The organism is Flavobacterium sp. FlaQc-28, from assembly GCF_044007415.1.
Taxonomy (GTDB): Bacteria; Bacteroidota; Bacteroidia; order Flavobacteriales; family Flavobacteriaceae; genus Flavobacterium.
The window spans coordinates 1-24,206 of record NZ_JBIPCM010000003.1; the positions used below are offsets into that span (position 1 = coordinate 1).

Sequence of the window (24,206 nt, forward strand, 5' to 3'; positions counted from 1 at the left end):
AAAAGTGTGTCTAATTCTGCATCTGTTTTTTGATTAATCGATTCAAGGCTTAATCCAAGTACTTCAAATAAAGAGATGTATTTCTTTACTGTATTTCTGGAAAGAGACAAATACTTGCTAATAAACAATTTGCTCTTACCACCACAATGTAATTTAATTACTTTTCTAATTTTATTCATGTCTATTGTATTATTTGCCATAGTCTGTAGTTTTATACAGAGCCATGGTTAAACAACATGAAAAAGAAGTAGTTTTTTGGTGGTCACTTTGCAACGAAAACAGGTGCTCAGTTTAAATTGAAATTAGGTGATCAGTTTGCTCCGAATCGGGTGGTCACTTTAGACTGAAAAGGTATGGTCAATTTGACCGCTTTTTCCAATCTTGATGTTCTTAATAGTTTTTAAAAGAATAATAACTTTAAAATAATTTATCATGAATCAGAAAAATTTAGAATTCCTAAAAGATCAGTTAAAATATACTGGATTTGGAGAAACGTTCGATCAGGATCTGAAAGAAAAGATGCTAAAAGGAGAGACAGAGTTTAAGATTATAAAAGAAGGTGTTTATGGAAAAGATTCAATGACTGCCGAATTGAATTTTAAAAAATCTGACCAAAGTGATTTGTACTTTTTTAACTCTTATCATGTAAATCTTAAAAAGGAAGAATCAAAAGAAGGATTAGAACAGACTTTCTATATTAATAGCAACAGCAGCAATATCACCCTTAAAGAAGCCTATAATTTAATGGAGGGACGTTCTGTAAATAAGGACCTTAAAACTAAAGAGGGCGAAGTGTATAATTCTTGGATCAAAATTGACTTTAAAGAATCTGAGAGTAATTCCAACTTTAAAATAAATCATTACCATCAAAATTACGGATACGATCTGGAAGCATGTTTAGCAAAGCATTCTATAAAGGAACTTGAAACACCCAAGTATAAAGAAGATCTTTTAAATTCACTAAAAAAAGGAAATCTTCAGTCTGTAACGTTTGTTGTTAATGGAGTTGAAAGCAAACAGTATATAGAGGCAAATCCGCAATTTAAAACTGTAAATGTATATGACGGCAATTTACAAAGGATTAATCATCGCGAGAGCAAAGATGAGAAACAAAAAGAAACTCAAGGTAAATCTACTAGTAAGGACTTTAGCCAGAGAAAGGAATCTGTTTCAGATGAGCCGGCTGAAGTAGAAAAAAAAAGATCTCAAAGAAAAGGCAAAGCTAAATCTTTATAGTTACATGGAAAATTTAAAACCTTTATCCGATTTCTTTTTAGCTATTGAAAAAGATTTCCGCATAAGCACAACACACATTGCGCTTTATGCCGCTTTGCTTCAATATAGAGTTGCGAAAGGTTTTGTAAATCCTATACAGGTCTATAGATATGAAATAACTCCTTTGGCTAAAATTTTATCAGCTTACACCTATCATAAATGTATTCAGGAGTTGAGTAATTATGGTTATATAAAATACGAACGATCATTTAAGAAAACACAAGGGAGTAAGATTTATTTTTTTGAGTAATGGATTAAAAAAAATTAAAGGCCCGTAATAGGGCTTTTTTTTATATAAAATATTTTAGAGATGGAAGATGAAGAGGAAAACACAAGAGGGAGAATAACCCCAGAGAAAGCTATGAATATGTTAAACTCTGAGGGTATGAATGTTACAATTGAAGAAGCAACTGAAATTTTGCTATTTTTACGAAAAATGGCTCATGTAGCCGTATCTAAATTTTTGGAGTCATGAGTATTATAGCAGATTTATACATACGTGTAAGCACGGACGAACAAGCAGAGAAAGGTTATTCGCAGAGAAATCAGGAAGAAGTTTTAAGGAAATATTGTGCAATAAATTACATTGAAGTACGTAACGCTATTTATGAGGATCACTCCGCTAAAACGTTTAACAGACCGCAATGGAATAAACTTTTACTTAGTTTAAAAAAGCAAAAAAATACAACTGATCTAGTCTTGTTTACCAAATGGGATCGTTTTAGCAGAAACGCAGGAGATGCCTATCAGATGATAAGCTTATTGAGAAAGTTAGGTGTAGAACCTCAGGCGATTGAGCAACCTCTTGATTTGGCAATTCCAGAAAATAAAATGATGCTGGCTTTTTACCTAGCAGCTCCTGAAGTTGAAAACGATCGTAGAGCTTTAAATACTTTTCATGGAATGAGAAGAGCAAAAAAAGAAGGAAGATATATGGGGATTGCGCCGTTTGGATATGCAAATAAATCCAAAGAAGATGGAAGTAAATATATTGCACTTGTAGAACCTGCCGCCTCGGTTATGCGCTGGATTTTTGAAGAACTGGCTAAAGGAATATTCAATACAGAGCAAATATATCATATGGCGTGCAGGAGAGGATTTAAAAGAACTAAAAATAACATGTGGGGCTTGATAAGAAATCCTGTCTATTGCGGTAAAATATTTATACCGAAATATAAAGATGAAGAAAGTAGATTTGTTACAGGACAGCATGAGGCACTTATTTCCGAAGGGCTTTTTTATAATGTACAGGATATCCTAGATGGAAAATCACGCCTTTACAGACCTAAAATTAAAACTGTTGTTGATTTCCCATTAAGAGGCTTTTTTATCTGTCCAAAGTGCCAGAAGAAGCTACAAGGAAGTAAATGTAAAGGCAGACACAAATACTATAATTATTACCACTGTGAATCGCAGTGTAAGTTTAGAATTAACTCAGAAATCGCTAACGAGCTGTTTATTGAAGATCTTAATAAGTATCAACCTATAGCTGAAGTTAAAAAATTGTACAGCTCGATTTTGTATGAGACGCATCGTGATCTTGCAAATAACGCCGGCGAACAGAAAAGAAGACTTGTAGAACAGATAAAAGATTTTGAACTAAGATTAAGTAATGCAAGAGATCTTCTATTAACATCAAAAATTGAAGCTGATGATTATAAGCTGATGAAAGATGACTATGGTGCACGAATTGCAAACCTTGAACGCGAGCTATCAACAGTCACTAAAGATAAACATAGTATTGAAGAGCTACTGATAAAGGGAGTTGACAATCTTATCAAGCTTAATGATTCTTATTTGAAAAGGGATTTATCTGATGCAAGAAGCCTAATAGGTTTAGTTTACCCCGAAAATTTCACAATTCACGAAAATAAAGTACAAACCGCTAGAGTGAACAAAATAGTAGAATCTATTTATCTCATTAACAAACAGTTAAAAGCAAAAAAAAACGGGACAAAAGATGATTTTTATCTTTTGTCCCGAGAAGTGACCTCGACTGAACTACAATAGTTGCAAAAATACAAAATCAATTACACTAACATTTTATGTAAAATTACTCTAAAATATCAATAAAATCAATACTTTATAAAAATTTTCATTTTGATTTACTTTGCAATAGTTTGATGTAATTTTCATTTTACCGTACAAATACCGTACAAAATAATTATATTTGTATTATTCAAATACTCTATAATATGGCAACGGTTAATTTTTTGTATCGCTCAACTAAAGACAAAGCAAATTTGCATTTACGTTTATTGTATCGTTTCAATGATACTGATTTTGTTATTGGAGCAAATACAAAGTTTGAAATTGATTACTTAAATTGGTTTGGACATCACGCTGAAATTAAAGCAAACAAAGAAAAGGGCATTAAAGAAATCAAAATCAAAGGCTCAAAAGACCCTGATATTTTAAATAGACGTTTAGAAGTAAATACAGAACTTAATAAGATTGAAAATTACATTTTAAAAATTTTCAATTCTGTTAATCCTGATGAGGTAAACAAAGAATGGTTGCAAACTCAAATTGATTTTTATTACAACCCACCAAAGGAAGCGGAACAACTACCAACGGAACTTTTAAAGTACTTTGATTATTTTATGGAAGTCAAAAAAAATGAAATAACAATTGGTACTCAAAAAAAATACAATGTTTCAAAACACTTATTAGAGCGTTATCAAAAAACATTAAATTACAAAATTAAAATTTCTGATATAAACGATAAATTCAAAATGGATTTTGAAAATTATTGTTTAAAAAACAATTATGCTTTAAATACTATTTCAAAGGATTTAAGAACTATTAAAACAGTTTGTAATCACGCAAAGCATAACGGTATTACTACCAGCCACCAATTAGATAAAATTAAAACACCTCAACACAAAACAGAAAAGATTTATTTAACCTTTGAGGAACTTACAAAGATTGAGAACATTGACAAAAGACGTTTAAATGATAATTATGATAATGCCAAAGATTGGCTAATTATTAGTTGCTATACAGGACAAAGAATATCAGATTTTATGCGTTTTGATAAATCAATGATTAGATACGAAAAAAATAAACAAGGCGATTTGAAGCCATTTATTGAGTTTACACAAGTCAAAACCAATAAAGTTATGACGGTTGCATTACACCCGAAAGTAATCGAAATTTTAGAAAAAAGAAGTAATGAATTTCCTAAACCTATTTCAGACCCGAAGTATAATTTATTTATAAAACAAGTTTGCCGTATAGCTGGATTAACTGATGAAATTAAAGGCAGTAAATTAACAGATTTAAACCAAGAAGACAAAGCCCAAAAGAAAACCAAAAATAAAGATGAGGTTAAGCAGTATCGCAAAGAAATTGGAATGTTTAAAAAATGGGAATTAATAACTTCGCATATTGGCAGACGTTCATTTGCAACAAATTTTTACGGAACTATACCAACCACTTATTTAATTAATGTTACTGGACATAGTACCGAAGCGATGTTTTTAAATTATTTAGGTAAAAGCAATAAAGATTTAGCAATGGAAATAACTAATTATTTTTAGCATAAAAGTTTGTTTAAACATTCATTCTTTTAAAATTAAATACAAAAATATGATTACAGAAAAAATAAAAGCACTATTTAATTTCGTTGAATTTTTACATTCTAATATTGATAATTTCAAACAGTATGAAACTATAATTAATGAAGTTTATGGTTTGAAAGCTAAAAGAAACGTTTTAAAGCCTCAAAATAACTTTAAAGATAAAATTGAGCATGATGAGTTACAAAAAGAATTAATTATAAAATTTGATATAATTGTAAATAATATTACTAAGCCAATAGAATCAAAGGTAAACGAATTAAAAATTTGTGATTGGAATAGAACAGAATCGTTATGGAATAATAACATCGAGGAAATTTCAAATTTAAAAAGAGATTTTGATAATGATGATGTTGCAGAAATTTTTGAATTTAAAAATAAATATTTTGAATTTAGAACAAAGACAGCTTGTGATTATTTTCAGACATTCTTTTTTTCTGATTTAGATGAAGTATTTAAAGAATTATTTGATTTTTTTAAGGAAACAAGTGAAAATGAATTTGATAATTTTGAATCTAAGCCTTTAGAGGTTAATGATTTGTTTGAAGCAATTACATTATTTAAAGATGGACATAATGCATTTGAAATTCCAAATTTTATTTTAAATAAACCGAAAGAGCAACATAAAGTTAGCTATATTAAAGAAGCAGTCAAAGACCAAATATTTAACGAACTGGTTTTTAATAAAGGACTTTATTATTTTAGTGATATTCACAAAGACTACATACAAAAAAGATATAGAGATTTAGAAAATAACTTTGAAACAAAAATAGATTTTGAAAAAGCTGTAAATAGTTTACTACATTCAAACGGCTTACATTTTTACAGTAAATTAAGAACTCTCACAAAAGAGAGTGAGTTTATAAATTACATTGAAAGTCAATATAACTTATACAATGAGTACACACCTAATAATAGTTTAAATTGGTTAAATTTTACCAAGAAAGCAATAATGTACGGCTTCGGAATTTTAAGTGTCAATAGTGATGTTTTAAAGGCTTCATTTATGAATTGGTATAATGATGCTATAAGCAAAATAGAATCAAAAGAAAAACCAAAGACGGATTATTGGGAACAGGATATTAATAATGAATTGCTAATAACAGAGTTTGAAAAAGCAATTGTCAAATTAGTTGAAAATATTGAAATCGAAAAGGATTTAGGTTGTTTGCCAATGAGATTTCGAATGCTACCAAATGTTATTTTAAAAGAAGCTAGATATAATATTTCAGATAAAAAATATCTGTTAAAAAGAATGTTTTTCGTATTAGAGAGAAATAAATCAAATGAGATTATAAAGGAACTGATAGCGGAATTTAGACTAATTGTAGAACCTTACTTTGAAATTTATGATTTTATAATTAAAGAACCTCAACAAAATACAAACGATAAACCTAATAAAGGTAAACGAAAAAAAATTGCAGAAAAATGGTATGCTTTGCTGTATTGGATTGAGTTAAGTGCAAATGGACAACAACCTCCAAAAAGTATTGAAGGAACTTTTGTAAAAAGTGAAATTGAAAAAATCGGAAGAGAAAAAACGGGAACTACTGGACAAAGTTTTTACAGAGAATTTATAAAAATTGACTTAAACAACGAAAGATTAATTTCAAAAGCCTTTAGTAAAGAATGGAAAAATGAAATTATTAGATTATCAAATAACAGTCTATTAATTAGTAATTACATACAAGATAAATATAATTCAAAATAACTGGGTACTTCGGGGTACGTACCTAAAAAATACCCCTTAAAATACCTCACGTGGTTTGTGTAAACTTTTAAAGATAAAAAGATGCACAATTTAATTTTAACACCAATTTCAGTAGATGATTTAACTGAAAAAATTGCTTTAAAAACACTTGAATTTTTAGAGCAAAAAAAAGCAACCACAAATACTCATAATCCTGATGAGTTACTAACCCGAGAACAAACGTGCGACTATTTGCAAATTGATAGTAGCACGTTATGGCACTGGACAAATAAAGGCAAAGTTATAGCCTATGGAATTGGAAACCGCAGATACTACAAAAAAGCGGAATTATTGGAATGTTTAATTCCTTTAAAAAAATAGGACTATGCAAAGTAGATCTTTACAAAGTCCTTATTTTGAGGTATTAAAGCAAAACAAATTTAAGGTTTTTAGTGCTTTTAAGCAAATCATTTATAGTATTGTTTCAAGTGTATTTATAAAAATATAAGCTATGGAAACGGCAAACAATAAAGCCGTACCCAAAACTTATATTGCTGAATGGATTAAGTTAGATTTTTATAATAATTCTAATTTAAAAACTGATATTCAAAACCGTATTTCAAAGAATATCGAAACTGATTTTTTGGACGCTTTAAACAATATGAAAGGCGACAATAAAAGCGGTTTTGGTGTATCGTTTTCAGAAATTACACTTTTGGCTATGGCTTATTTTTATAGTGAAATTTTCACGTATAAAATAAAAGACAAGTACTATACAATTGAAATGGTTAAAGGGTTTATTGATGCTAATAATTTAACAACCTATACGGCAATTTATGAATTAGATGAAAAGTTCTATTCATTAGTTGATGCGCCATTATTCAAACATTGCTGGCTAATAATACAAAGTGCTTGGTTTTTTAATTCTCAATATTTTGGACATCACCAGCATATAGATTATGTTAATCACTACATAAATACTGGAGAAAAGCTACCTATTGAAAAGTATAATTTTGATCGAAATTATTTAGATAAAAAGTATAGTGATGTTGATAGTAGAAAGTCAAAATCAATACCGATTAATGGCTTTACTTTAGTTAGTCAATGGTATTACGGTATTTTGTTTTTAATATGTAAAGAATTGAAATTATCAACTTCGCATTTTAATATTTCAGTTAAAGACCATAGAGAATATAATCCATTGCCTAAAACGTCAAGACAATTAAGACCATTAGCACCGTTTAAGTTAATCGAATGCGACATAAAAAGCGCATTCCCTACATTTTTAGACATTGAAACTGGAGCAAATTTAAAAGATGACATTTATAATAATTTAATGCTTACAAAACGCATAAAAAGGAGTGAAGCAAAGATTTTGTTTAATACTATTTGTAATAGTGGTAAGTATAAAAGTAAAGAGTTTACAAAAGCATTTTTCTTGGATTGTGGTTATACAGACAAACAAAGTACAGATTTGCTATATTTTACGCATAACGAAAAATATAAATTTATTTCGTTTATGACTGAACAGGAAGAAAATGCAATAAATAATTTCATAAGCATTAATAATTTACAGCGTGGCGCACGGCTTCACGATGCACTACTTTTTATAGATGACAAAACAAAACCGCAAATTTTAAGAGTTGACCCAAATTGCGATTTTGGTTTGAAAGAACTTAACAGACCAGTAATAAAAGAAAACTTCTATTTATCAGACAAGCGATTGCCGTATGCTTACATTAATAGTTTGCCAAGTGGCTTAAATATGGTAACTAAACACGATTTCAAAAAACCTAAAATTAAAGGTAAAACAGATACTTTTATTATATACATTGATAATTTTGAGTACATAAGTGCTGGCTTTAATCTAAATAACTACAATGATTTTATTGAAGAAATAAAAGAAGAAGTAATCACTTTAAGTGAAAGATTTATCTATTATCATAAACAATTTGTTGGCAATCCAAATCAAATTTTTATTTCACTTTGTCAAAATATGTTAGATGTTTTATTTCATTTGAATAAACGTAAAATAAAGCCTTTAGAACTTGAATTAATATTAAAGCACATAAGAAGACAAAGTAATTATGTTTTTAATGTTAGAGCAACTTATTTGCGATTGATTAAATACAATAGCAATGGTTTGGATTTAAAGAACTTTAGAAAACGTGATTTTGATATTGTTGGAAAACCACAATTCAAAAAAAATATTGATTTTTTAAACGAAAAAAACAAAGCAATAAAAGAGGTTAACATTTTACTGAATTATAAAGATTTAGTAGATTTAATTCGTGAACGAATTCAAAATAATGATTACAGTTTTTTGAGTGAGAATACAATGGTAGGGCATAAACGAAACAATTTATTGACGTATGCTATAATTAAGAAATTCAATATGTTATGTACTGGGAGTTTTTATAAACCAAGAAAACCAAAAGTTTGTAACGTCTTTAATAATGATACTATAAAGAGGTTACAAACATTTGAAATAAACCAAGAAAGCAAACAATCAATACATCAATTATTTTTGATTTTATGCAAGATTGCTGGAGCAATATCAGAATTGGAAATTCAAACCGATACAGAAATTCAAAACCAGTTAAAATTTGAATTGATACAAGAAATTTCAAAAATTAAAATTAACGATATTGATGCTGGAGTAAATTGTTTTGAGTATTTATATAATGCAATGCCAACTAAAGAAGTTGCATTTAATTTGGATATTGAAAACAGTTTTGATACTGATTTAAGTAAAAGTGTTTTTAATTGCATTTCTCCTGAAGAAGCATTTTATAAAGGCGAACCATTTTTTAAAGAATATTTAAAATATCATAAAGTAAGTAAAAGTGCCGAAGCTATAAAGCCAGTAATTAAACCAAATCGAAATATAATATTTCCCGAGTTTGATTTTGATAAATTCTAATTTTAATTAAACTATTCCTTTTATAAAAAAAGATGTGATAACATTATTATATTTATACATTTACGAATTGTAAATAATTATCTTTTTATGAATAAAATTAGCACTAGAAAGGCACTAAATCCAGCGTATAGAAAACACAAACCCTTAAGGAATGATGTTACCACTTTTATAGAAAAATTAAAAGTGTGTATAGAAGCAGTAAAATTAAGTGATGAAAAAGGTGAAAGTGAAGAACATATAAAATCCCACTTTAAAGATTTCTTTCTAAACACATTTTACAAAGACAATTATATAAACACGAAAGAAAGAATAGATTTAGCAATATATTTAGACAGCACTGCAAAATCAGATATTGGTGTAATTATAGAAGCAAAAAAACCAAGTAATAAAGTAGAGTTTATTACAGAAAATAATCTCAATAAAAAAGCATTACAAGAATTACTGCTATATTACTTAAGAGAGCGTCTAGATCGAAAAAACAATAATTTAAAGCATTTGATTGCCACAAATGGCTACGAATGGTTTTTGTTTAAAGCAGAAGATTTTTACAATTATTTTTATAAAAACAAATCATTAATAAAAGAATATGAAGCATTTAGAGATGGTTTAAAAGATACCACTAAAAATGAATTGTTTTATACTGAAATTGCTAAAAAATATATCGAAGAAGTTAAAGAAGAATTGCCATTTGTGCATTTAGATTTTAGCACTACAAACCTAAACACTTTAGATGATAATAAACTAAACACTTACTTTAAAATATTTTCTAATGTTCATTTATTAGGACATAGTTTTGGAAACGACAGCAACCAATTAAACAAAAACTTCTATAACGAATTATTACACATTATTGGTTTAGAAGAAGTAGTTGATGGCGGTAAAAAAGTAATTCAAAGAAAAGATTCTAAATCAAGAGATTACGCATCACTACTAGAAAACACCATTTTTACACTTGAAGATAAGGATTATCTAAGAAAAGTAAATTTAATAGGAATTCAGGACAATAAAGCTTTCAATGTTGGTTTAGAATTATGTTTGACTTGGATAAATAGAATTCTTTTTCTTAAGCTTTTAGAATCACAATTAGCAACCTATCACAAAGGAGCAAAAGAATACAAATTTTTGCATAGTAATTTTATCAATGGTTTTGATGCCTTGAACGATTTGTTTTTTTCAGCATTAGCAAAACCTTATGATGAAAGACATGAAAAATTTGCTGAAACTTATAAATATATTCCTTATCTAAATAGTTCTTTATTTTCTGTAGAGGCTGGTAGTATGGAAGATTTGACTTTCACAATTTCAGCATTAAAAGATGATGAAATGACAGTTCATCCAAGTACTGTTTTGAAAGATGTTAATGGTAAAAAAATTAAAGGCAACCTAAAAACATTAGACTATCTTTTTAAATTTCTTGATGCTTATGACTTTGCTACTGATGGAACAGAAGGAATAGTTGAAGGAAAGGAAACAAAAACATTAATCAATGCATCTGTATTAGGTTTAATATTCGAAAAAATAAACGGGTACAAAGATGGTTCATTTTATACACCTGCATACATAACTATGTATATGTGTAAAGAAACCATACGTAGAACAGTAGTGCAAAAATTCAAAGAAAAAGAAAATGATACCATAGAGACATTTGAAGATGTAAAAGCATATACATCACGTTTTTTTAAACCCGACGATTCTAAACGATTCAATACACTCATAAATAGTTTACGCATTTGCGACCCCGCAGTAGGTTCAGGTCACTTTTTAGTATCTGCACTTAATGAATTAATTGTCATTAAAAATGAATTAGGCATATTAGTAGACGAAAAAGGGATACCATTACGAATTGATATACAAATAGAAAACGACGAACTATACATATCAGATGCGAACGGGTATTTATTTGAATACAACCCTAATGATACAGAAAGCGCTCGTATACAAAAAACACTCTTTGAAGAAAAACAAATCCTTATAGAAAATTGTTTATTTGGTGTAGATATTAACCCAAATTCAGTAAAAATATGTCGTTTACGTTTGTGGATAGAGTTATTAAAAAACGCTTATTATACAGAGAAGAAACAGCTACATACCTTACCAAATATAGATATTAACATTAAATGTGGTAACTCCTTAATAAGCCGTTTTAATTTGCAAGACGATTTAAAAGATGCCTTTAAAGGAAAAGAAGTAAAATACAATTTTACCAATTATAAAAAAGCAGTAAACGATTATAAAAACTCCAACAGTAAAGAGGAAAAATACCAAGTATTAGAAATAATAAACGAAGTAAAAAACAACTTTAAAAGTACACTAGACAATAAATTTATCGACAAAGTATCTAAAGCAGTAGGTACCTATGAAAACGAAAAACAACGACTAGATAATTTAGCACTTTTTGGCGAAAAAATTAAAAAAGCAGAAAAAGACAAACTAAAAAAACTAAAAGCCGATGCCGATAAGTTTGTACAAGAAAAAGAAGACACTATAAATAATGCTATTTATAATAATGCATTTGAATGGCGTTTTGAATTTCCTGAAGTGTTGGATGATAATGGAAACTATTTAGGTTTTGATGTTGTAATTGGAAATCCTCCTTATGTATACAGAAATGCTGATTTTGATAGCTACAAAAATTATTTTAAAGCTATTTTTTTTGCAACAAGTGGTAACTTTGATTTATATAAATTTTTCATTGAACTTTCTTTGAAAATACAAAAGGTAAATTCATTTCATTCTTTTATAACTAATTCTTCCTTCATTTTACAAAATTCATTTTCTAAAACAAGAGAATTTATTTTAAAAAGCTCACAAATAGTGCAGTTAATACCTTTAGGTCCAAACGTTTTTGAAGAAGCTACAGTCGATTCAGTAGTTTATATTTTAAAGAAAGCTAAAGAGAGTAATAATTTGATAGATGTAAAAACACCTTCCGAACCTAAAGAAATCTATAATACGAAGTCAAAAACAATCGAACAATCAAGGTTCACTAATAATGATGGGTTTATTTTTGATTATTTATTAGACGGAAAAGAATATGCATTGATTGACAAACTTTTTAAAACCTTTCCATTTATCGACACAAAGTATGACATTGGTGTAGGAATCAATACAGGCTATATTAAAGATGAACTGACTTCTGAATCTAAAATTAATGAAAAATATCACCCAATGGTGCCTGGCACAGGAATCCCTGTTAAATATGGTAAAGTTAAAACTAAAGGTTTTATTATGTATGATAAAGAATTTGTTAGAAGTAAAGGTAAATTAGGTCGTTCACTACCTGACGAGAAATTTTTTAATAGACCAAAAATATTGGTTGTAAGAACAAGGAATATTTCAATGAAAGTGCGCATAGTTTCTACTATTGATAATAATAACTGTTATAATTTAAATAGGCTCTCTAATATTATTTCTAAAGATGAAAATAGTTTAGAAGGCTTATTAGGAGTTTTAAATTCAAAATTATTTAACTGGATATATTCTGTAAGGTTTCTTGATTATGAAATTAAGCCTATTTATTTAAGAAATTCTCCTCTTTGCAATTCAAATGATGTAAAGTTAATTAATAAAGTCAACCAAATATTAGCCTTAAAACAAGAAAACCCAGAAGCAGATACAACAACTCTAGAAAAAGAAATAGATGCTATGGTGTATGTGTTATATGGCTTAAAACCTGACGAAATACAAATTGTCGAAAATAGTTAATTGAAGTACTTATTTATGTAGTGTTTTGAATTAGATTAATCGTATTATAAATAACTTGTTTTTAGTTAATTAGATTAATTTTTCGTAAATTAGTTATAGAAAACAAATCATTTATTCCTTAATAATTTAGGTTATTCTCTATGGGACGTTACGCTAATTATCCAGCAACAGTTGAAGACTGTTTGTATTTATCAATAAAGAAACTCAAAGAATGGGACTACTTAACTTATAACGGTACTAAATCCGGTACAGTTAGTTGGAGTAGGAACGGAACACCACATTCAAATATTGGTCTAAAAGTTACAAAGAATGATTTTGAAATGTTTGCTATTTTAGATTATTCAGTAAATGGAGAGCCTAAAAATTATAAAGTCAAGATAATTAGTAAACCGTCAAATTTAGGCAAAGGAGAGGTTTTATATTTTGTTTGTCCAAGCACTAAAAAACATTGCAGAAAATTATATTTGCATAGTGGTTATTTTTTGCATCGTGAAGCTTTTAACGGTTTGATGTATCAAAAACAATTAGAAAGTAAAAAAAGCAGAGATTTAGGTAAAATTTTTGAGGCTTGTTACCTTTCAGATAATGTATATGAGGAACGTTATAAAAAACACTTTAAAACGCATTACAACGGTAAGGAAACAAAACGCTACAAAAGATTAAATAATAAAATACTTAAAGCAGATAGTTTCCCAGTAGGAACGATTGAAAGATTATTGATGGGAAACTACTAAAGTAGTTCAAAGTAGTAATCTAAAGTAGATTAAAATAGACTTTTGATTAATCAATTTTTTCAAGTTTAATCATTAGGGTAACATTAGGGTTAAGCCTTACCGTAATCTTACCGTTAAAAAATATCATTAATTCATTAATGATTTTAAATGATTTTATTTTGCACTATCTGTAATGCTTATGTATTATTTGATTAATCAATTTTTTTCAAAAATTTGAGAGTTAAATAAGTCAACAATACAAAAATCGTACAAATATTAAAATAAAAAATCCTTAAACTCCTGATTATCAGTATGTTTAAGGATTTTCTTTGTGACCTCGACTGGATTCAAACCAGTAACCTTCTGAGCCGTAATCAGATGCGCTATTCAGTTGCGCCACGAGGCCTTTTTTATTATCAATTAGCTAATTTTTTGTAGCTTTGTTGATTGCTTATTGCGGGTGCAAAGATAGACATAAATGTGAGATATACAAGAGAAAAATAACATAAAAATAAAAAAAAATGCAGATTAAAAATTATATACGTGATATACAGGACTTTCCAAAAAAAGGAATTTTATTTAAAGATATCACTCCACTGCTAAATGACCCAATTGCAAGAAAAGAATGCCTTGAAATTTTAGTAAAATCATTAAAAGATCAAAAAATTGATAAAGTGGTAGGAGCAGAGAGCCGCGGGTTTTTCTTTGGTATGTTATTAGCGCAGGAATTAAACGCTGGCTTTATTCCGGTAAGAAAGCCAAATAAACTACCATATGAGACGATTTCGGCCTCTTATGAACTCGAATATGGTTCTGATAATTTAGAGATGCATACAGACGCTATAAAGAAGGGAGAACGCATTTTGATTCATGATGATGTTTTAGCAACAGGAGGAACCGCAAAAGCAGTTTGTGAACTTGTAGAAAAGCTGGGCGGTGAAATTGTACAATGCAATTTTTTAATGGAGTTGTCTTTTCTAAATGGTCGTGAAAAAATTAAAGACTATCCAATCTTTTCTGCGATTACTTATTAAGCGCTAAAAGGTATTGAATAAAAAAATCCCAATTCTAAAATTAATTCAGAATTGGGATTTATTATTTCTAAGGCTTTTTTATCTTAAACTTGCTCCAAGTTCAGTTTCAAAAGCCTGTTGCAATTTAGACATGATTTTATCAATCTGAGCATCAGTAAGCGTTTTAGTATTGTCTTGAATCGTAAAGCTCAGAGCATACGACTTTTTACCTTCTGGAAGTTTTTGGCCTTCATAAACATCAAATAAATTAATGTCTTTTAAAAGTGTTTTTTCCGTTTGCTTTGCCAAGTTAAAAATACTTTCGTACGTTGTATTTTTATCAATCAACAAGGCTAAATCTCTACGTACTTCAGGGTATTTAGGAATCTCAGTGTATTTAATTTTTCCAGTAATGATTTTCAAAATTAAATTCCAGTTAAAATCGGCATAATACACATCTTGTTTTATTCCAAAGTGCTTTAAAATAGATTTCTTAATTACTCCGGCTTCTACTAATACATCATTATTATAAGTAATTGCAGTTCCTTCAGAGAACACATCTGACTGTACTGGTGCATTCGAGATTTTTTCAATTCCTAAACGTGCCAATATACCTTTTACATATCCTTTCAATAAGAAAAAGTCAGTTCCTTTTTGCGGATTTGTCCAAGACTCTTTGTTTCTGTTTCCAGAGATTAATAAAGTCAAATGTTTGTGCTCTTCGTAACCGCTTAAAAACTTATGATATGTTTTTCCGAATTCAAATAATTTCAAATCAGAATTGCGTCTGTTAATATTGTAAGAAACAGCTTCAAGCCCAGAAAACAATAAAGATTGGCGTAATGCTGCTAAATCACTGCTTAATGGGTTTAGCATTAATACATTATGCTCTTCTTTTAAAACAGTCGATAATTTTGCATATGAAGCTGTTGTTAAAGAGTTTGCCATCATTTCATGAAAACCTTGTGAATTCAATTGTGAAGCAATTGTATTTTGTACTTTATAATCTTCGGTTCTTGGCGAATTTGCAACCGTCGCATTAAATTTCTTAGAGAAATTAATATTATTGTAACCGTAAACTCTTAGAATTTCTTCGATTACATCAATTTCACGCTGAACGTCTACACGATAAGCAGGAATAGTAAGTCCTAAACCAGAATCAGAAACACTATTTACTTTAATATCTAAAGAAACTAATATTTTTTTGATAGTATCTTTTGGAATCTCCTGTCCGATAATTTTTGAAACATGGCTGAAATTCAACACAACAGCAAAGTCTTCTACTTTTTTAGGATAAACTTCTATAACATCCGAAGTTATTTTTCCGCCCGCCACTTCTTGAATTAAAAGCGCTGCGCGTTTCAAAGCATATTCTGTAATAGTTGGATCAATGCCTCTTTCAAATCTAAAAGAAGCATCAGTATTCAATTGGTGTCTTTTTGCTGTTTTACGAACACTTACAGCATCAAAATAAGCACTCTCTAGGAATATAGTTGTTGTACCTTCAGATACACCAGATTTTTTACCTCCAAAAACTCCTGCGATACAAAGCGGTCCTTTTTCGTCGCAAATCATCAAATCCTCTTTATGCAATGTTCTTTCAACATCGTCTAAAGTTGTAAATTTTGTTCCCTCAGGAAGTGTTTTTACAATAACTTTTCCGTTAATTTTTGCCGCGTCAAATGCATGTAAAGGCTGTCCTAATTCATGTAATACATAATTAGTAACGTCTACAATATTGTTTTTTGGAGTTAAACCAATAGCTTTTAATCGATCTTGTAACCAGCTTGGCGATTCTTGAACCGTAATTCCAGAAATCGTTACACCGCAATATCTAGGAGCCAAAAGAGGTTCTTCGACATTAACATCAATTTTAAGCGTACGCATATCTACTCTAAAATTACTTACAGAAGGTGTAATCAATTCTATATTTACGCCACGCTGCAGCATTCCTGCTCTTAAATCACGCGCAGTACCAAAATGACTCATCGCATCAGCACGATTTGGAGTTAATCCAATTTCAAAGACTTCATCATTTGTAATTTGAAAAACTTCGGCAGCTGGAGTTCCTGGAACTAATTTATCGTCTAAAATCATAATTCCGTCATGACCAGTACCAAGACCTAACTCATCTTCGGCGCAAATCATTCCATGACTTTCCTGTCCGCGAATCTTACCTTTTTTAATAGTAAAATCACCACCGTCTTTATCGTATAAAACAGTTCCAATAGTCGCAACCGGAACTTTTTGTCCTGCAGCAACATTTGCAGCACCGCAAACAATTTGTATAGGTGTTTCTAAACCAATATTTACAGTTGTAACTTTTAATCTGTCGGCATCAGGGTGTTTTTCGCAAGTAAGTACGTGTCCTACAACAACCCCTTCTAAACCGCCTTTAATAGATTGGTATTTTTCGACAACTTCAACCTCAAGACCTAAATCTGTCAGTAATTCTGAAGTTTCTGCAGATGTCCAATCTGTTTTAATGAATTGTTTTAACCAGTTGTAAGATATTTTCATGTTAGCTTTATTATTCTTGTATGAGGTTACAAATATAAGAATTGCGCATTGTAGTAAGAAACAATTTATTTGGTTTTTTCGAGTAAGACTTTTTTTAAATTAAATGACTAGCGATCAGTATAAAATCATATTTAGTATTAATTTTTTAATAAAAATTCATTAAAAATTAGATAAAAAAATGAATGTGTGATTTTTGTGCTATTAGATGAATGAATAATGCTATTCTGTTTCTAATTATGAAACTAAATTTGATACAAATCAAAAATTTACTAATTATGAGCACTACCACACAAAGACCTGAATTTAAGGCAAAATATGACAATTACATAAACGGAAAATTTACAGCTCCAATTTCTGGAGAGTATTTTGACGTAGTTTCTCCAATAGATGGAAAAGTGTTTACCAAGGCAGCTCACTCAGGCAAAGGAGATTTAGAAAAAGCAGTAGACGCAGCGCATGAAGCATTTAAAACTTGGGGAAAAACATCGGTAACAGAACGAAGCATTTTACTTAATAAAATTGCACAAAAAATTGAAGATAATCTAGAGTATATAGCCACCGTTGAAACTATAGATAATGGAAAACCTATTCGTGAAACTCTTGCTGCTGATATTCCGCTGGCAATAGATCATTTTAGATATTTTGCAGGTGTAATTCGTGCCGAAGAAAGCTCGATTGCCGAATTGGATTCGCAGACGGTTTCAATTGCTTTAAGTGAACCATTAGGAGTTGTAGCTCAGATTATTCCATGGAATTTTCCTATTTTGATGGCCGTTTGGAAAATCGCTCCAGCCCTTGCAGCAGGAAATACCATAGTTTTAAAACCTGCCGAAAGTACTCCTATATCTATTATGGTTTTAATGGAACTTATTGGAGATATTCTTCCTCCGGGAGTTTTAAACATTGTAAACGGTTTTGGCGCCGAACTTGGACGCCCATTGGTTACCAATAAAAAAGTTTCGAAAGCCGCATTTACTGGATCTACAACAACAGGTCGTTTAGTAATGCAGTATGCAACCGAAAATATTATTCCAGTTACTTTAGAATTGGGAGGGAAATCGCCTAATATTTTCTTTCCATCTGTAGCAGATCACGATGATGATTTCTTTGATAAAGCCATTGAAGGTGCTGTTTTATTCGCTTTAAACCAAGGTGAAATTTGTACTTGTCCGTCAAGATTATTAGTTCATGAAGATATTTATGACAAGTTTATTGCCAAAGTAATTGAAAGAACAGAAGCTATAATTGCTGGAAATCCGTTAGACAAATCCACTATGATTGGAGCGCAGACCTCTTTAGTTCAGAAGGAAAAAATCATGTCCTACATAAAATTAGGTAAAGAAGAAGGTGCAGAATTATTAACAGGAGGCGACGCAAATCATTTAGGCGGAGATCTTGAAGGTGGTTATTACATAAAACCAACTCTATTTAAAGGTCATAACAAAATGAGAATTTTTCAGGAAGAGATTTTTGGACCTGTGCTAGCGGTAACAACTTTTAAAACTACAGAAGAAGCTATTGAAATTGCAAACGATACAATGTACGGATTAGGAGCAGGGGTATGGACACGTGATGCGCATGAAATTTACCAAGTTCCTAGAGCAATTCAATCTGGTCGCGTATGGATTAATCAATATCATTCTTATCCGGCAGGAGCACCGTTTGGAGGTTACAAACAATCAGGAATTGGGCGTGAGAATCATAAAATGATGCTGAGTCAATACCGTCAAACAAAAAACATGCTTATTTCTTATGATAAAAAGAAATTAGGTTTCTTCTAGAAAACAGTATCCCTATTAATATAAACCTGAGCATAATAAGTTTATTTTTTGTGCTCATTAAATCAATCTTTGTTATGTTACCAAAAACAATGAAAGCAGCAGTTATTAGAGAATTTGGTTCTCTTTTAAAAATTGAAGAAGTTGAAGTAAAACGACCGGGAAGAAATGAAATTCTTGTAAAAGTGATTGCAAGTGGTGTTTGTCATACCGATTTGCATGCCGTTGAAGGCGATTGGCCGGTAAAACCAAAAATGCCGTTAATTCCCGGACACGAAGCTGTAGGTTATGTTGCGGCTGTAGGTCAAGATGTGAAAAATGTTAAGGAGGGTGATGCTGTAGGAGTGCCGTGGCTTTACAGCGCTTGCGGCGGCTGCGATCAATGTATTACTGGATGGGAAACATTATGTGACAGTCAGCAAAATGGCGGTTATAGTGTAGACGGCGGTTTTGCTGAGTTTGTAATCGCTGATGCAAGATATGTTGGAATTTTACCTTCAAATGTAAATTTTATGGAAATGGCTCCAATACTTTGCGCTGGAGTTACTGTTTATAAAGGTCTGAAAGAAACAGAAGTAAAACCTGGAGAATGGGTAGCGATTTCTGGAATTGGAGGTTTAGGCCACGTAGCTGTACAATACGCTAAGGCAATGGGAATGCATGTTGCAGCAATTGATGTTGCCGATGATAAACTTAACCTGGCAAAAAAACTGGGTGCAGACTTAGTAGTTAATGCAAAAAATCAAAATCCTGGAGAATATTTAAAAAAGGAAGTCGGTGGGATGCATGGGGCATTGGTAACTGCAGTTTCTCCTATAGCTTTCAAGCAAGGTCTTGAAACCTTAAGAAGAAAAGGTACAATGGCACTCAACGGGCTTCCGCCAGGTAATTTTGATTTATCTATTTTTGATACGGTTTTAAACCGAATTACAATTCGAGGCTCGATCGTTGGTACACGTAAGGATATGAAAGAGGCAATAGAATTTGCCACTGAAGGAAAGGTAAAAGCTACCGTAACTGCCGAGAAACTGGAAAACATTAATACCGTTTTTGATAAAATGAAAAAAGGCCAGATAGAAGGACGAGTCGTTCTTGATATCGCAAATATTTAATTGGTAATGCAAAAAAGCAGTAAATTTATAACAATAAGTTTACTGCTTTTTTTAAATTGTAAAAGTCATGGTTAAAAGAATTGAAGCGACACAAGAGGCAATAGAATTAATTAAAATTCTAAAGGAAAAACATGGCGATTTAATGTTTTATCAAGCCGGAGGATGCTGTGAGGGCACACAGCCACAATGTTTTGAAAAAGGTGGTTACTACCAGCGAATAGGTGATGTTTGCATCGGGACTATTGAAGATACTGAATTTTGGGTTGACAATGATTTGTATGAATACTGGAAACATTCGCATTTTACACTTAAAGTTATTGATGCTTTTGGTGTTGGAGGTTTCTCTTTAGAAACACCTTTAAAAAAAACATTCCAAATTGAGTATCGAATCTTTACTGAAGAAGAGGAAAAAGATTTAGAACCCGTAAAGATCTTTGAGTAAGTTTTAAAAAAAGCGACAGAGGTTCAAAGGGGCAGAGAGACAAAGGATTTGCAGGGTTTTGTCATTTCGACTGAAAGGAGAAATCGCACTAGAAACTCCGCAAAGTATATCGCTAATCTTTATGGATAATCTTTGTCGAGCTTCTAGTGCGATTTCTCGTTCCTCGAGATGACAAGATGGCTTAGAAACTCAAAACCTTAGCACTTTAGTATCTTAGGACCTTTAATTAACATAAAGCAGCTGATACTGTTTTGGTGTAATTCCTTCGTGTTTTTTAAATAATCGGATGAAATAATTGGCATCTTCAAAACCTGATAAATAGCAAACTTCGTTTATTTGTATGCTTGGATTTTTGAGCAGTTTTTTAGCATATTTAATTTTCTCATTCAAAACATATTCTATTGGGCTCATGCCTAATTCTCTTTTGAAAAAACGATAAAAAGATGCTGTACTCATACAGGCTTTTTCGCTTAAGCTTTTTAGATTTATGTTTTCCTTCAAGTTAAGTTTGATAAATTCGGTAACTTCAAAAATTGGATTGTTGGATTGCAGCACAGCTCCGTCATCTAGAGATTTTACGGTTTGAGTTTGAATAATTCTGATTAACAATTCCTGTAATGTCAAATCGGCAATAACATCTTTTGTTATTGATGTACTCGTGCATTCTTTTATTAATTTGCTGATGGTTGAAGCAAGGTCCACATTATTGTAAAAAAAGTAATTCTGATAATTTAACTGCCAATAATTATTGGTGCTTCCTTTTTTTGGGTAACGTTCATTTAAGAAATCAAGAGTCTCGGTAATTTTTGTTGTGTCAATGGCTAAAGCAAGACATTGCGTTGGATTTTCTTTTGAAGCTTCTGGAAAATCAATTTTCATTTCAATATTTGAAGGAATAACAACTGTTTCCCCCGGCAGATAGTCAAATCCAGGCTCATCAAACAAATGCATTACTTTTTTTCCTCGAAGCATACTTGTAACTACAAAATCGTTGAATTTTAAAGGTACAAGTTTTGAAGATTCGTAAGTTTCAAAAATATTCAGCTCGCAATGGTTTAGAGTGTAAACACTCCTGTTTTCAACAAGTGTTTTTAATGATTTTTCATTAGATAAATCTGGCGGAGTAATTAAAACACGTTGATTTTGCATTGTATTAAATTTTCGAGTGGAACTCTAAATTTAATAAAAATAAGTTTAGCAATTTAAGATTTAACGTTTCATTAGATCAATTCTTCAACATGTTTCTTGATATTTTCAGCCATTTTTCTTGTCGGAAGGTCATTCTCGTCATCACCAAAAGGGTCTTCAATTTCTTCTGCGATAAGCTCTAAACTCGCTAAAACGTAAAAAATAAAAACAACTACAGGAATTACATAATAGCCTAATGTAAATACGTAACTAAAAGGGAGTGTGAGGACAAAAATAAATATAAATTTCTTGATAAAAGCGCTGTAAGAGTAGGGAATAGGAGTGTTTTTTATTCTCTCACAGGCTCCGCAAATATCTGTAAACGTTGTTACTTCATTGTTTAAGGTAATGAGCTGTTCGCCTGAAATTTTATTAGTTACATAAAGATCGTGTATTTTTTTGAACATTATTTTTGCAACCTGATTTGGTCTGTGCTTGTGATGATCCAGTTCTAAATCTACATTATCAAACAATTGCATTCCAGTTTCTTCATCCTTCAAATGTTTATTTAAGATAGAAGCATATCCTGGAATCATCTTTCTAAAAAAAGCTTTATCCTTTTCGTCCACTAAAATAACCGAAAGTTTCATAGCAAAATTACGACTGTTATTTACCAGACTTCCCCACATCCTGCGTCCTTCCCACCAGCGATCATAGGCAGTATTGGTACGATATGCAAGTAATAATGAAATTACAAAACCCAACATGCTGTGCATTGTTGAGATATTTTTAACCTTGCTGTCTTCTGGTAAATCCCAATATTCAAGTTCAAGATAAGCAATTCCGCCACAATATATTGCCATAAAAAACATTACGGGAATTAATTTACGGAAAGTATCGGCTTTGCTAAAATGAAAAATAAAACTAAACCAGTCTTTTGGGTTATACGAAGTCATTGCTTTTTTTTGCAGTAAATTTACTTTAAAAATTAATATTTCCTGCCAATTCTTTTAAAGCAATTTCAGATAATTTTGCCTCATATTGTGCATTGCTGTAACGCACTTTTGCGTTTACATAATTAAGCTGAGCCGTTCTAAAATCAAGAGTTGTAATAGTTCCGATTCTAAATTTGTCTAATGTAATGTCTAAATTTTGCTTAGCAATTGCCTCATTATCTTCTTCTAAATCGATCAATTCCAGATTGGTTAAATAAGTTTGAAAAGCAGTACTTAACTGTGTATTCAAAATCATATTTTGCTGTTCGATAGCAATTTGAGAGTTTTCGATTTGAAGTTTAGCAACCTTTTCATTTCGATGCTGATTAAAACCGTCAAAAATGTTTAAAGTTGCATTAAAACCGTAATTCAAACCACGTGATGAAGCTTGGCTAGTAAAGCCTAAGCTCGACTGACTTTCGTTAAAATTATAACCAGATGTTAAGTTTACAACAGGATATCGATCTGCTTTTACTTGTTTGAGCTGCAGTTCGGCTATACGTTTGTTAATGATTTGTGCTTCTAAAGCAGGATTTTGTTTTTGTGCTAAATCCATAAGATCAGCCAAAATCAATTTATTATCAACAGTAACTAAATCTGTAACAGTAAAATTTATTTTAGGATCTCTGGCTAAATATTGATTCAATAAAATTTTAGCATTTGCATACGATTCTTTTTGTCTCAATAAAGCAACTTGATCTGAATTTAAATCAACTTGCGCATTTAAAACCTCCAGTTTTGAAGCTTTTCCGATACTGAAACGGTTTTGAGCTAAAGTTAATCTTTGTTTTGAAATTACGATTGTAGTATCTAAAGCGGCTAACTGGTGCTGCTGCTGAACCAAATCATAATAAGCAGAGTTTACCTGACCAATTTTGATTAAAATGGTTCTCTTTAATTCTGCATCTCCTAATTTTTGAAGCTCTTTTAACTGATCTAGTTTAGCAAACATTTTCAATCCATCAAAAACAGTCCATCCTAAACTTACGCCGTAATTTAAGCTGTTATTTTTAGCGTTATCCAATGAAGTTGTTGTTCCGTCTTGACGCGTCTGCGAAGAATTTGTTACGCTGTTGTTGTCTGTAATCGAAGCGCCTGCATTTGGAAGCATTCCTGCATTTCCTAAAGTCACATTCGTTTCGCTTATTTTTGAGTTATTCTTGGCTATTTTAATCTCAAAATTGTTTTCTAAAGCAATTTTCATAGCATCTTCAATAGTCAAAACTTCTTGCGCATTAGTTTTTGTAATGCTTAAAAAGAGTAATAACAAACTGCTAATTAAAATTTTAATATTCATATTATTTTTCTTTTGCCTTAAATTCCTGAATTAA

General features: G+C 30.6%; 18 protein-coding genes, 1 tRNA gene and 1 pseudogene. 14 read left to right on the forward strand and 6 right to left on the reverse strand.

The genetic code is table 11. From position 1 onward, the window contains the following. Window positions 1–200, reverse strand: a pseudogene (locus tag ACHRVL_RS09535) (IS21 family transposase); the annotation flags it as partial. A gap of 232 nt (window positions 201–432) precedes the next feature. Between ACHRVL_RS09535 and ACHRVL_RS09540 the strand changes: the two are divergent. The 10 genes from ACHRVL_RS09540 (at window position 433) to ACHRVL_RS09585 (ending at window position 13,908) form a co-directional block, all read left to right on the forward strand. Continuing rightward, entirely contained in the window at window positions 433–1,236 is an 804-nt protein-coding gene (locus tag ACHRVL_RS09540; protein WP_395412191.1) for a hypothetical protein, read from the forward strand. Window positions 1,237–1,240: 4 nt separating this feature from the next. Beyond that, entirely contained in the window at window positions 1,241–1,525 is a 285-nt protein-coding gene (locus tag ACHRVL_RS09545; RefSeq protein ID WP_395412194.1) for a hypothetical protein, read from the forward strand. A 60-nt stretch (window positions 1,526–1,585) separates the two neighbouring features. Then, a complete protein-coding gene (locus ACHRVL_RS09550; protein ID WP_395412196.1) occupies window positions 1,586–1,750 on the forward strand; it encodes a hypothetical protein in 165 nt (54 codons plus the stop codon). Further along, window positions 1,747–3,285, forward strand: coding sequence for a recombinase family protein (locus tag ACHRVL_RS09555; protein WP_395412199.1), 1,539 nt, complete (start codon window positions 1,747–1,749; stop codon window positions 3,283–3,285). Before ACHRVL_RS09550 ends, ACHRVL_RS09555 begins: the two co-directional genes overlap by 4 nt. A gap of 185 nt (window positions 3,286–3,470) precedes the next feature. Then, a complete protein-coding gene (locus ACHRVL_RS09560) occupies window positions 3,471–4,817 on the forward strand; it encodes a tyrosine-type recombinase/integrase (RefSeq protein WP_395412201.1) in 1,347 nt (448 codons plus the stop codon). Between the two features lie 49 nt (window positions 4,818–4,866). Further along, window positions 4,867–6,567: a hypothetical protein gene (locus ACHRVL_RS09565; protein WP_395412203.1), complete on the forward strand. Its 1,701-nt coding sequence runs from the start codon at window positions 4,867–4,869 to the stop codon at window positions 6,565–6,567. A gap of 81 nt (window positions 6,568–6,648) precedes the next feature. Beyond that, window positions 6,649–6,927 carry a helix-turn-helix domain-containing protein gene (locus ACHRVL_RS09570; protein WP_395412204.1) on the forward strand — a complete coding sequence of 93 codons (279 nt, stop codon included), beginning with the start codon at window positions 6,649–6,651 and terminating at the stop codon, window positions 6,925–6,927. Window positions 6,928–7,057: 130 nt separating this feature from the next. Beyond that, on the forward strand, window positions 7,058–9,469 hold the full coding sequence (locus ACHRVL_RS09575) for a hypothetical protein (protein ID WP_395412206.1): 2,412 nt from the start codon (window positions 7,058–7,060) through the stop codon (window positions 9,467–9,469). An 87-nt stretch (window positions 9,470–9,556) separates the two neighbouring features. Continuing rightward, window positions 9,557–13,174, forward strand: a complete 3,618-nt coding sequence (locus ACHRVL_RS09580; RefSeq protein ID WP_395412207.1) for an Eco57I restriction-modification methylase domain-containing protein — start codon at window positions 9,557–9,559, stop codon at window positions 13,172–13,174. 140 nt (window positions 13,175–13,314) lie between these two features. Then, on the forward strand, window positions 13,315–13,908 hold the full coding sequence (locus tag ACHRVL_RS09585; RefSeq protein ID WP_395412209.1) for a hypothetical protein: 594 nt from the start codon (window positions 13,315–13,317) through the stop codon (window positions 13,906–13,908). A gap of 311 nt (window positions 13,909–14,219) precedes the next feature. On the opposite strand, the gene ACHRVL_RS09590 is transcribed toward ACHRVL_RS09585, so the two are convergent. Next, window positions 14,220–14,293 (reverse strand) — tRNA-Arg (locus tag ACHRVL_RS09590). 115 nt (window positions 14,294–14,408) lie between these two features. Here ACHRVL_RS09590 and ACHRVL_RS09595 point away from each other — a divergent pair. Further along, window positions 14,409–14,921: an adenine phosphoribosyltransferase gene (locus ACHRVL_RS09595; protein WP_370432043.1), complete on the forward strand. Its 513-nt coding sequence runs from the start codon at window positions 14,409–14,411 to the stop codon at window positions 14,919–14,921. Window positions 14,922–14,999: 78 nt separating this feature from the next. On the opposite strand, the gene pheT is transcribed toward ACHRVL_RS09595, so the two are convergent. Continuing rightward, complete coding sequence (gene pheT / locus ACHRVL_RS09600) at window positions 15,000–17,420, reverse strand: phenylalanine--tRNA ligase subunit beta (RefSeq protein WP_395412212.1); 2,421 nt, start codon at window positions 17,418–17,420, stop codon at window positions 15,000–15,002. A 275-nt stretch (window positions 17,421–17,695) separates the two neighbouring features. On the opposite strand from pheT, the gene ACHRVL_RS09605 reads away from it, so the two are divergent. The 3 genes from ACHRVL_RS09605 (at window position 17,696) to ACHRVL_RS09615 (ending at window position 20,752) form a co-directional block, all read left to right on the forward strand. Continuing rightward, a complete protein-coding gene (locus ACHRVL_RS09605; protein WP_395412214.1) occupies window positions 17,696–19,201 on the forward strand; it encodes an aldehyde dehydrogenase family protein in 1,506 nt (501 codons plus the stop codon). A gap of 89 nt (window positions 19,202–19,290) precedes the next feature. Beyond that, window positions 19,291–20,310, forward strand: coding sequence for an alcohol dehydrogenase AdhP (gene adhP, locus ACHRVL_RS09610; RefSeq protein ID WP_241686423.1), 1,020 nt, complete (start codon window positions 19,291–19,293; stop codon window positions 20,308–20,310). A gap of 67 nt (window positions 20,311–20,377) precedes the next feature. Next, complete coding sequence (locus ACHRVL_RS09615) at window positions 20,378–20,752, forward strand: DUF779 domain-containing protein (protein ID WP_395412215.1); 375 nt, start codon at window positions 20,378–20,380, stop codon at window positions 20,750–20,752. Between the two features lie 222 nt (window positions 20,753–20,974). Here ACHRVL_RS09615 and ACHRVL_RS09620 read toward each other — a convergent pair whose 3' ends face one another. From ACHRVL_RS09620 to ACHRVL_RS09630, 3 genes are all read right to left on the reverse strand, one after another. Beyond that, on the reverse strand, window positions 20,975–21,901 hold the full coding sequence (locus ACHRVL_RS09620) for an AraC family transcriptional regulator N-terminal domain-containing protein (RefSeq protein WP_395412218.1): 927 nt from the start codon (window positions 21,899–21,901) through the stop codon (window positions 20,975–20,977). Between the two features lie 71 nt (window positions 21,902–21,972). Next, complete coding sequence (locus tag ACHRVL_RS09625; RefSeq protein WP_395412220.1) at window positions 21,973–22,836, reverse strand: bestrophin family protein; 864 nt, start codon at window positions 22,834–22,836, stop codon at window positions 21,973–21,975. 25 nt (window positions 22,837–22,861) lie between these two features. Then, on the reverse strand, window positions 22,862–24,172 hold the full coding sequence (locus ACHRVL_RS09630; RefSeq protein ID WP_370432046.1) for a TolC family protein: 1,311 nt from the start codon (window positions 24,170–24,172) through the stop codon (window positions 22,862–22,864). Window positions 24,173–24,206: the final 34 nt, after the last annotated feature.

Bases quoted from the DNA above. Each gene is read 5' to 3' on its own strand.
- ACHRVL_RS09575 (WP_395412206.1), top strand. From the start codon at position 7,058: ATGGAAACGGCAAACAATAAAGCCGTACCCAAAACTTATATTGCTGAA.
- pheT (WP_395412212.1), bottom strand. From the start codon at position 17,420: ATGAAAATATCTTACAACTGGTTAAAACAATTCATTAAAACAGATTGG.
- ACHRVL_RS09550 (WP_395412196.1), top strand. From the start codon at position 1,586: ATGGAAGATGAAGAGGAAAACACAAGAGGGAGAATAACCCCAGAGAAA.
- ACHRVL_RS09620 (WP_395412218.1), bottom strand. From the start codon at position 21,901: ATGCAAAATCAACGTGTTTTAATTACTCCGCCAGATTTATCTAATGAA.
- ACHRVL_RS09555 (WP_395412199.1), top strand. From the start codon at position 1,747: ATGAGTATTATAGCAGATTTATACATACGTGTAAGCACGGACGAACAA.
- ACHRVL_RS09630 (WP_370432046.1), bottom strand. From the start codon at position 24,172: ATGAATATTAAAATTTTAATTAGCAGTTTGTTATTACTCTTTTTAAGC.
- ACHRVL_RS09585 (WP_395412209.1), top strand. From the start codon at position 13,315: ATGGGACGTTACGCTAATTATCCAGCAACAGTTGAAGACTGTTTGTAT.
- adhP (WP_241686423.1), top strand. From the start codon at position 19,291: ATGAAAGCAGCAGTTATTAGAGAATTTGGTTCTCTTTTAAAAATTGAA.
- ACHRVL_RS09545 (WP_395412194.1), top strand. From the start codon at position 1,241: ATGGAAAATTTAAAACCTTTATCCGATTTCTTTTTAGCTATTGAAAAA.
- ACHRVL_RS09580 (WP_395412207.1), top strand. From the start codon at position 9,557: ATGAATAAAATTAGCACTAGAAAGGCACTAAATCCAGCGTATAGAAAA.
- ACHRVL_RS09540 (WP_395412191.1), top strand. From the start codon at position 433: ATGAATCAGAAAAATTTAGAATTCCTAAAAGATCAGTTAAAATATACT.
- ACHRVL_RS09565 (WP_395412203.1), top strand. From the start codon at position 4,867: ATGATTACAGAAAAAATAAAAGCACTATTTAATTTCGTTGAATTTTTA.
- ACHRVL_RS09595 (WP_370432043.1), top strand. From the start codon at position 14,409: ATGCAGATTAAAAATTATATACGTGATATACAGGACTTTCCAAAAAAA.
- ACHRVL_RS09605 (WP_395412214.1), top strand. From the start codon at position 17,696: ATGAGCACTACCACACAAAGACCTGAATTTAAGGCAAAATATGACAAT.
- ACHRVL_RS09625 (WP_395412220.1), bottom strand. From the start codon at position 22,836: ATGACTTCGTATAACCCAAAAGACTGGTTTAGTTTTATTTTTCATTTT.
- ACHRVL_RS09560 (WP_395412201.1), top strand. From the start codon at position 3,471: ATGGCAACGGTTAATTTTTTGTATCGCTCAACTAAAGACAAAGCAAAT.
- ACHRVL_RS09615 (WP_395412215.1), top strand. From the start codon at position 20,378: ATGGTTAAAAGAATTGAAGCGACACAAGAGGCAATAGAATTAATTAAA.
- ACHRVL_RS09570 (WP_395412204.1), top strand. From the start codon at position 6,649: ATGCACAATTTAATTTTAACACCAATTTCAGTAGATGATTTAACTGAA.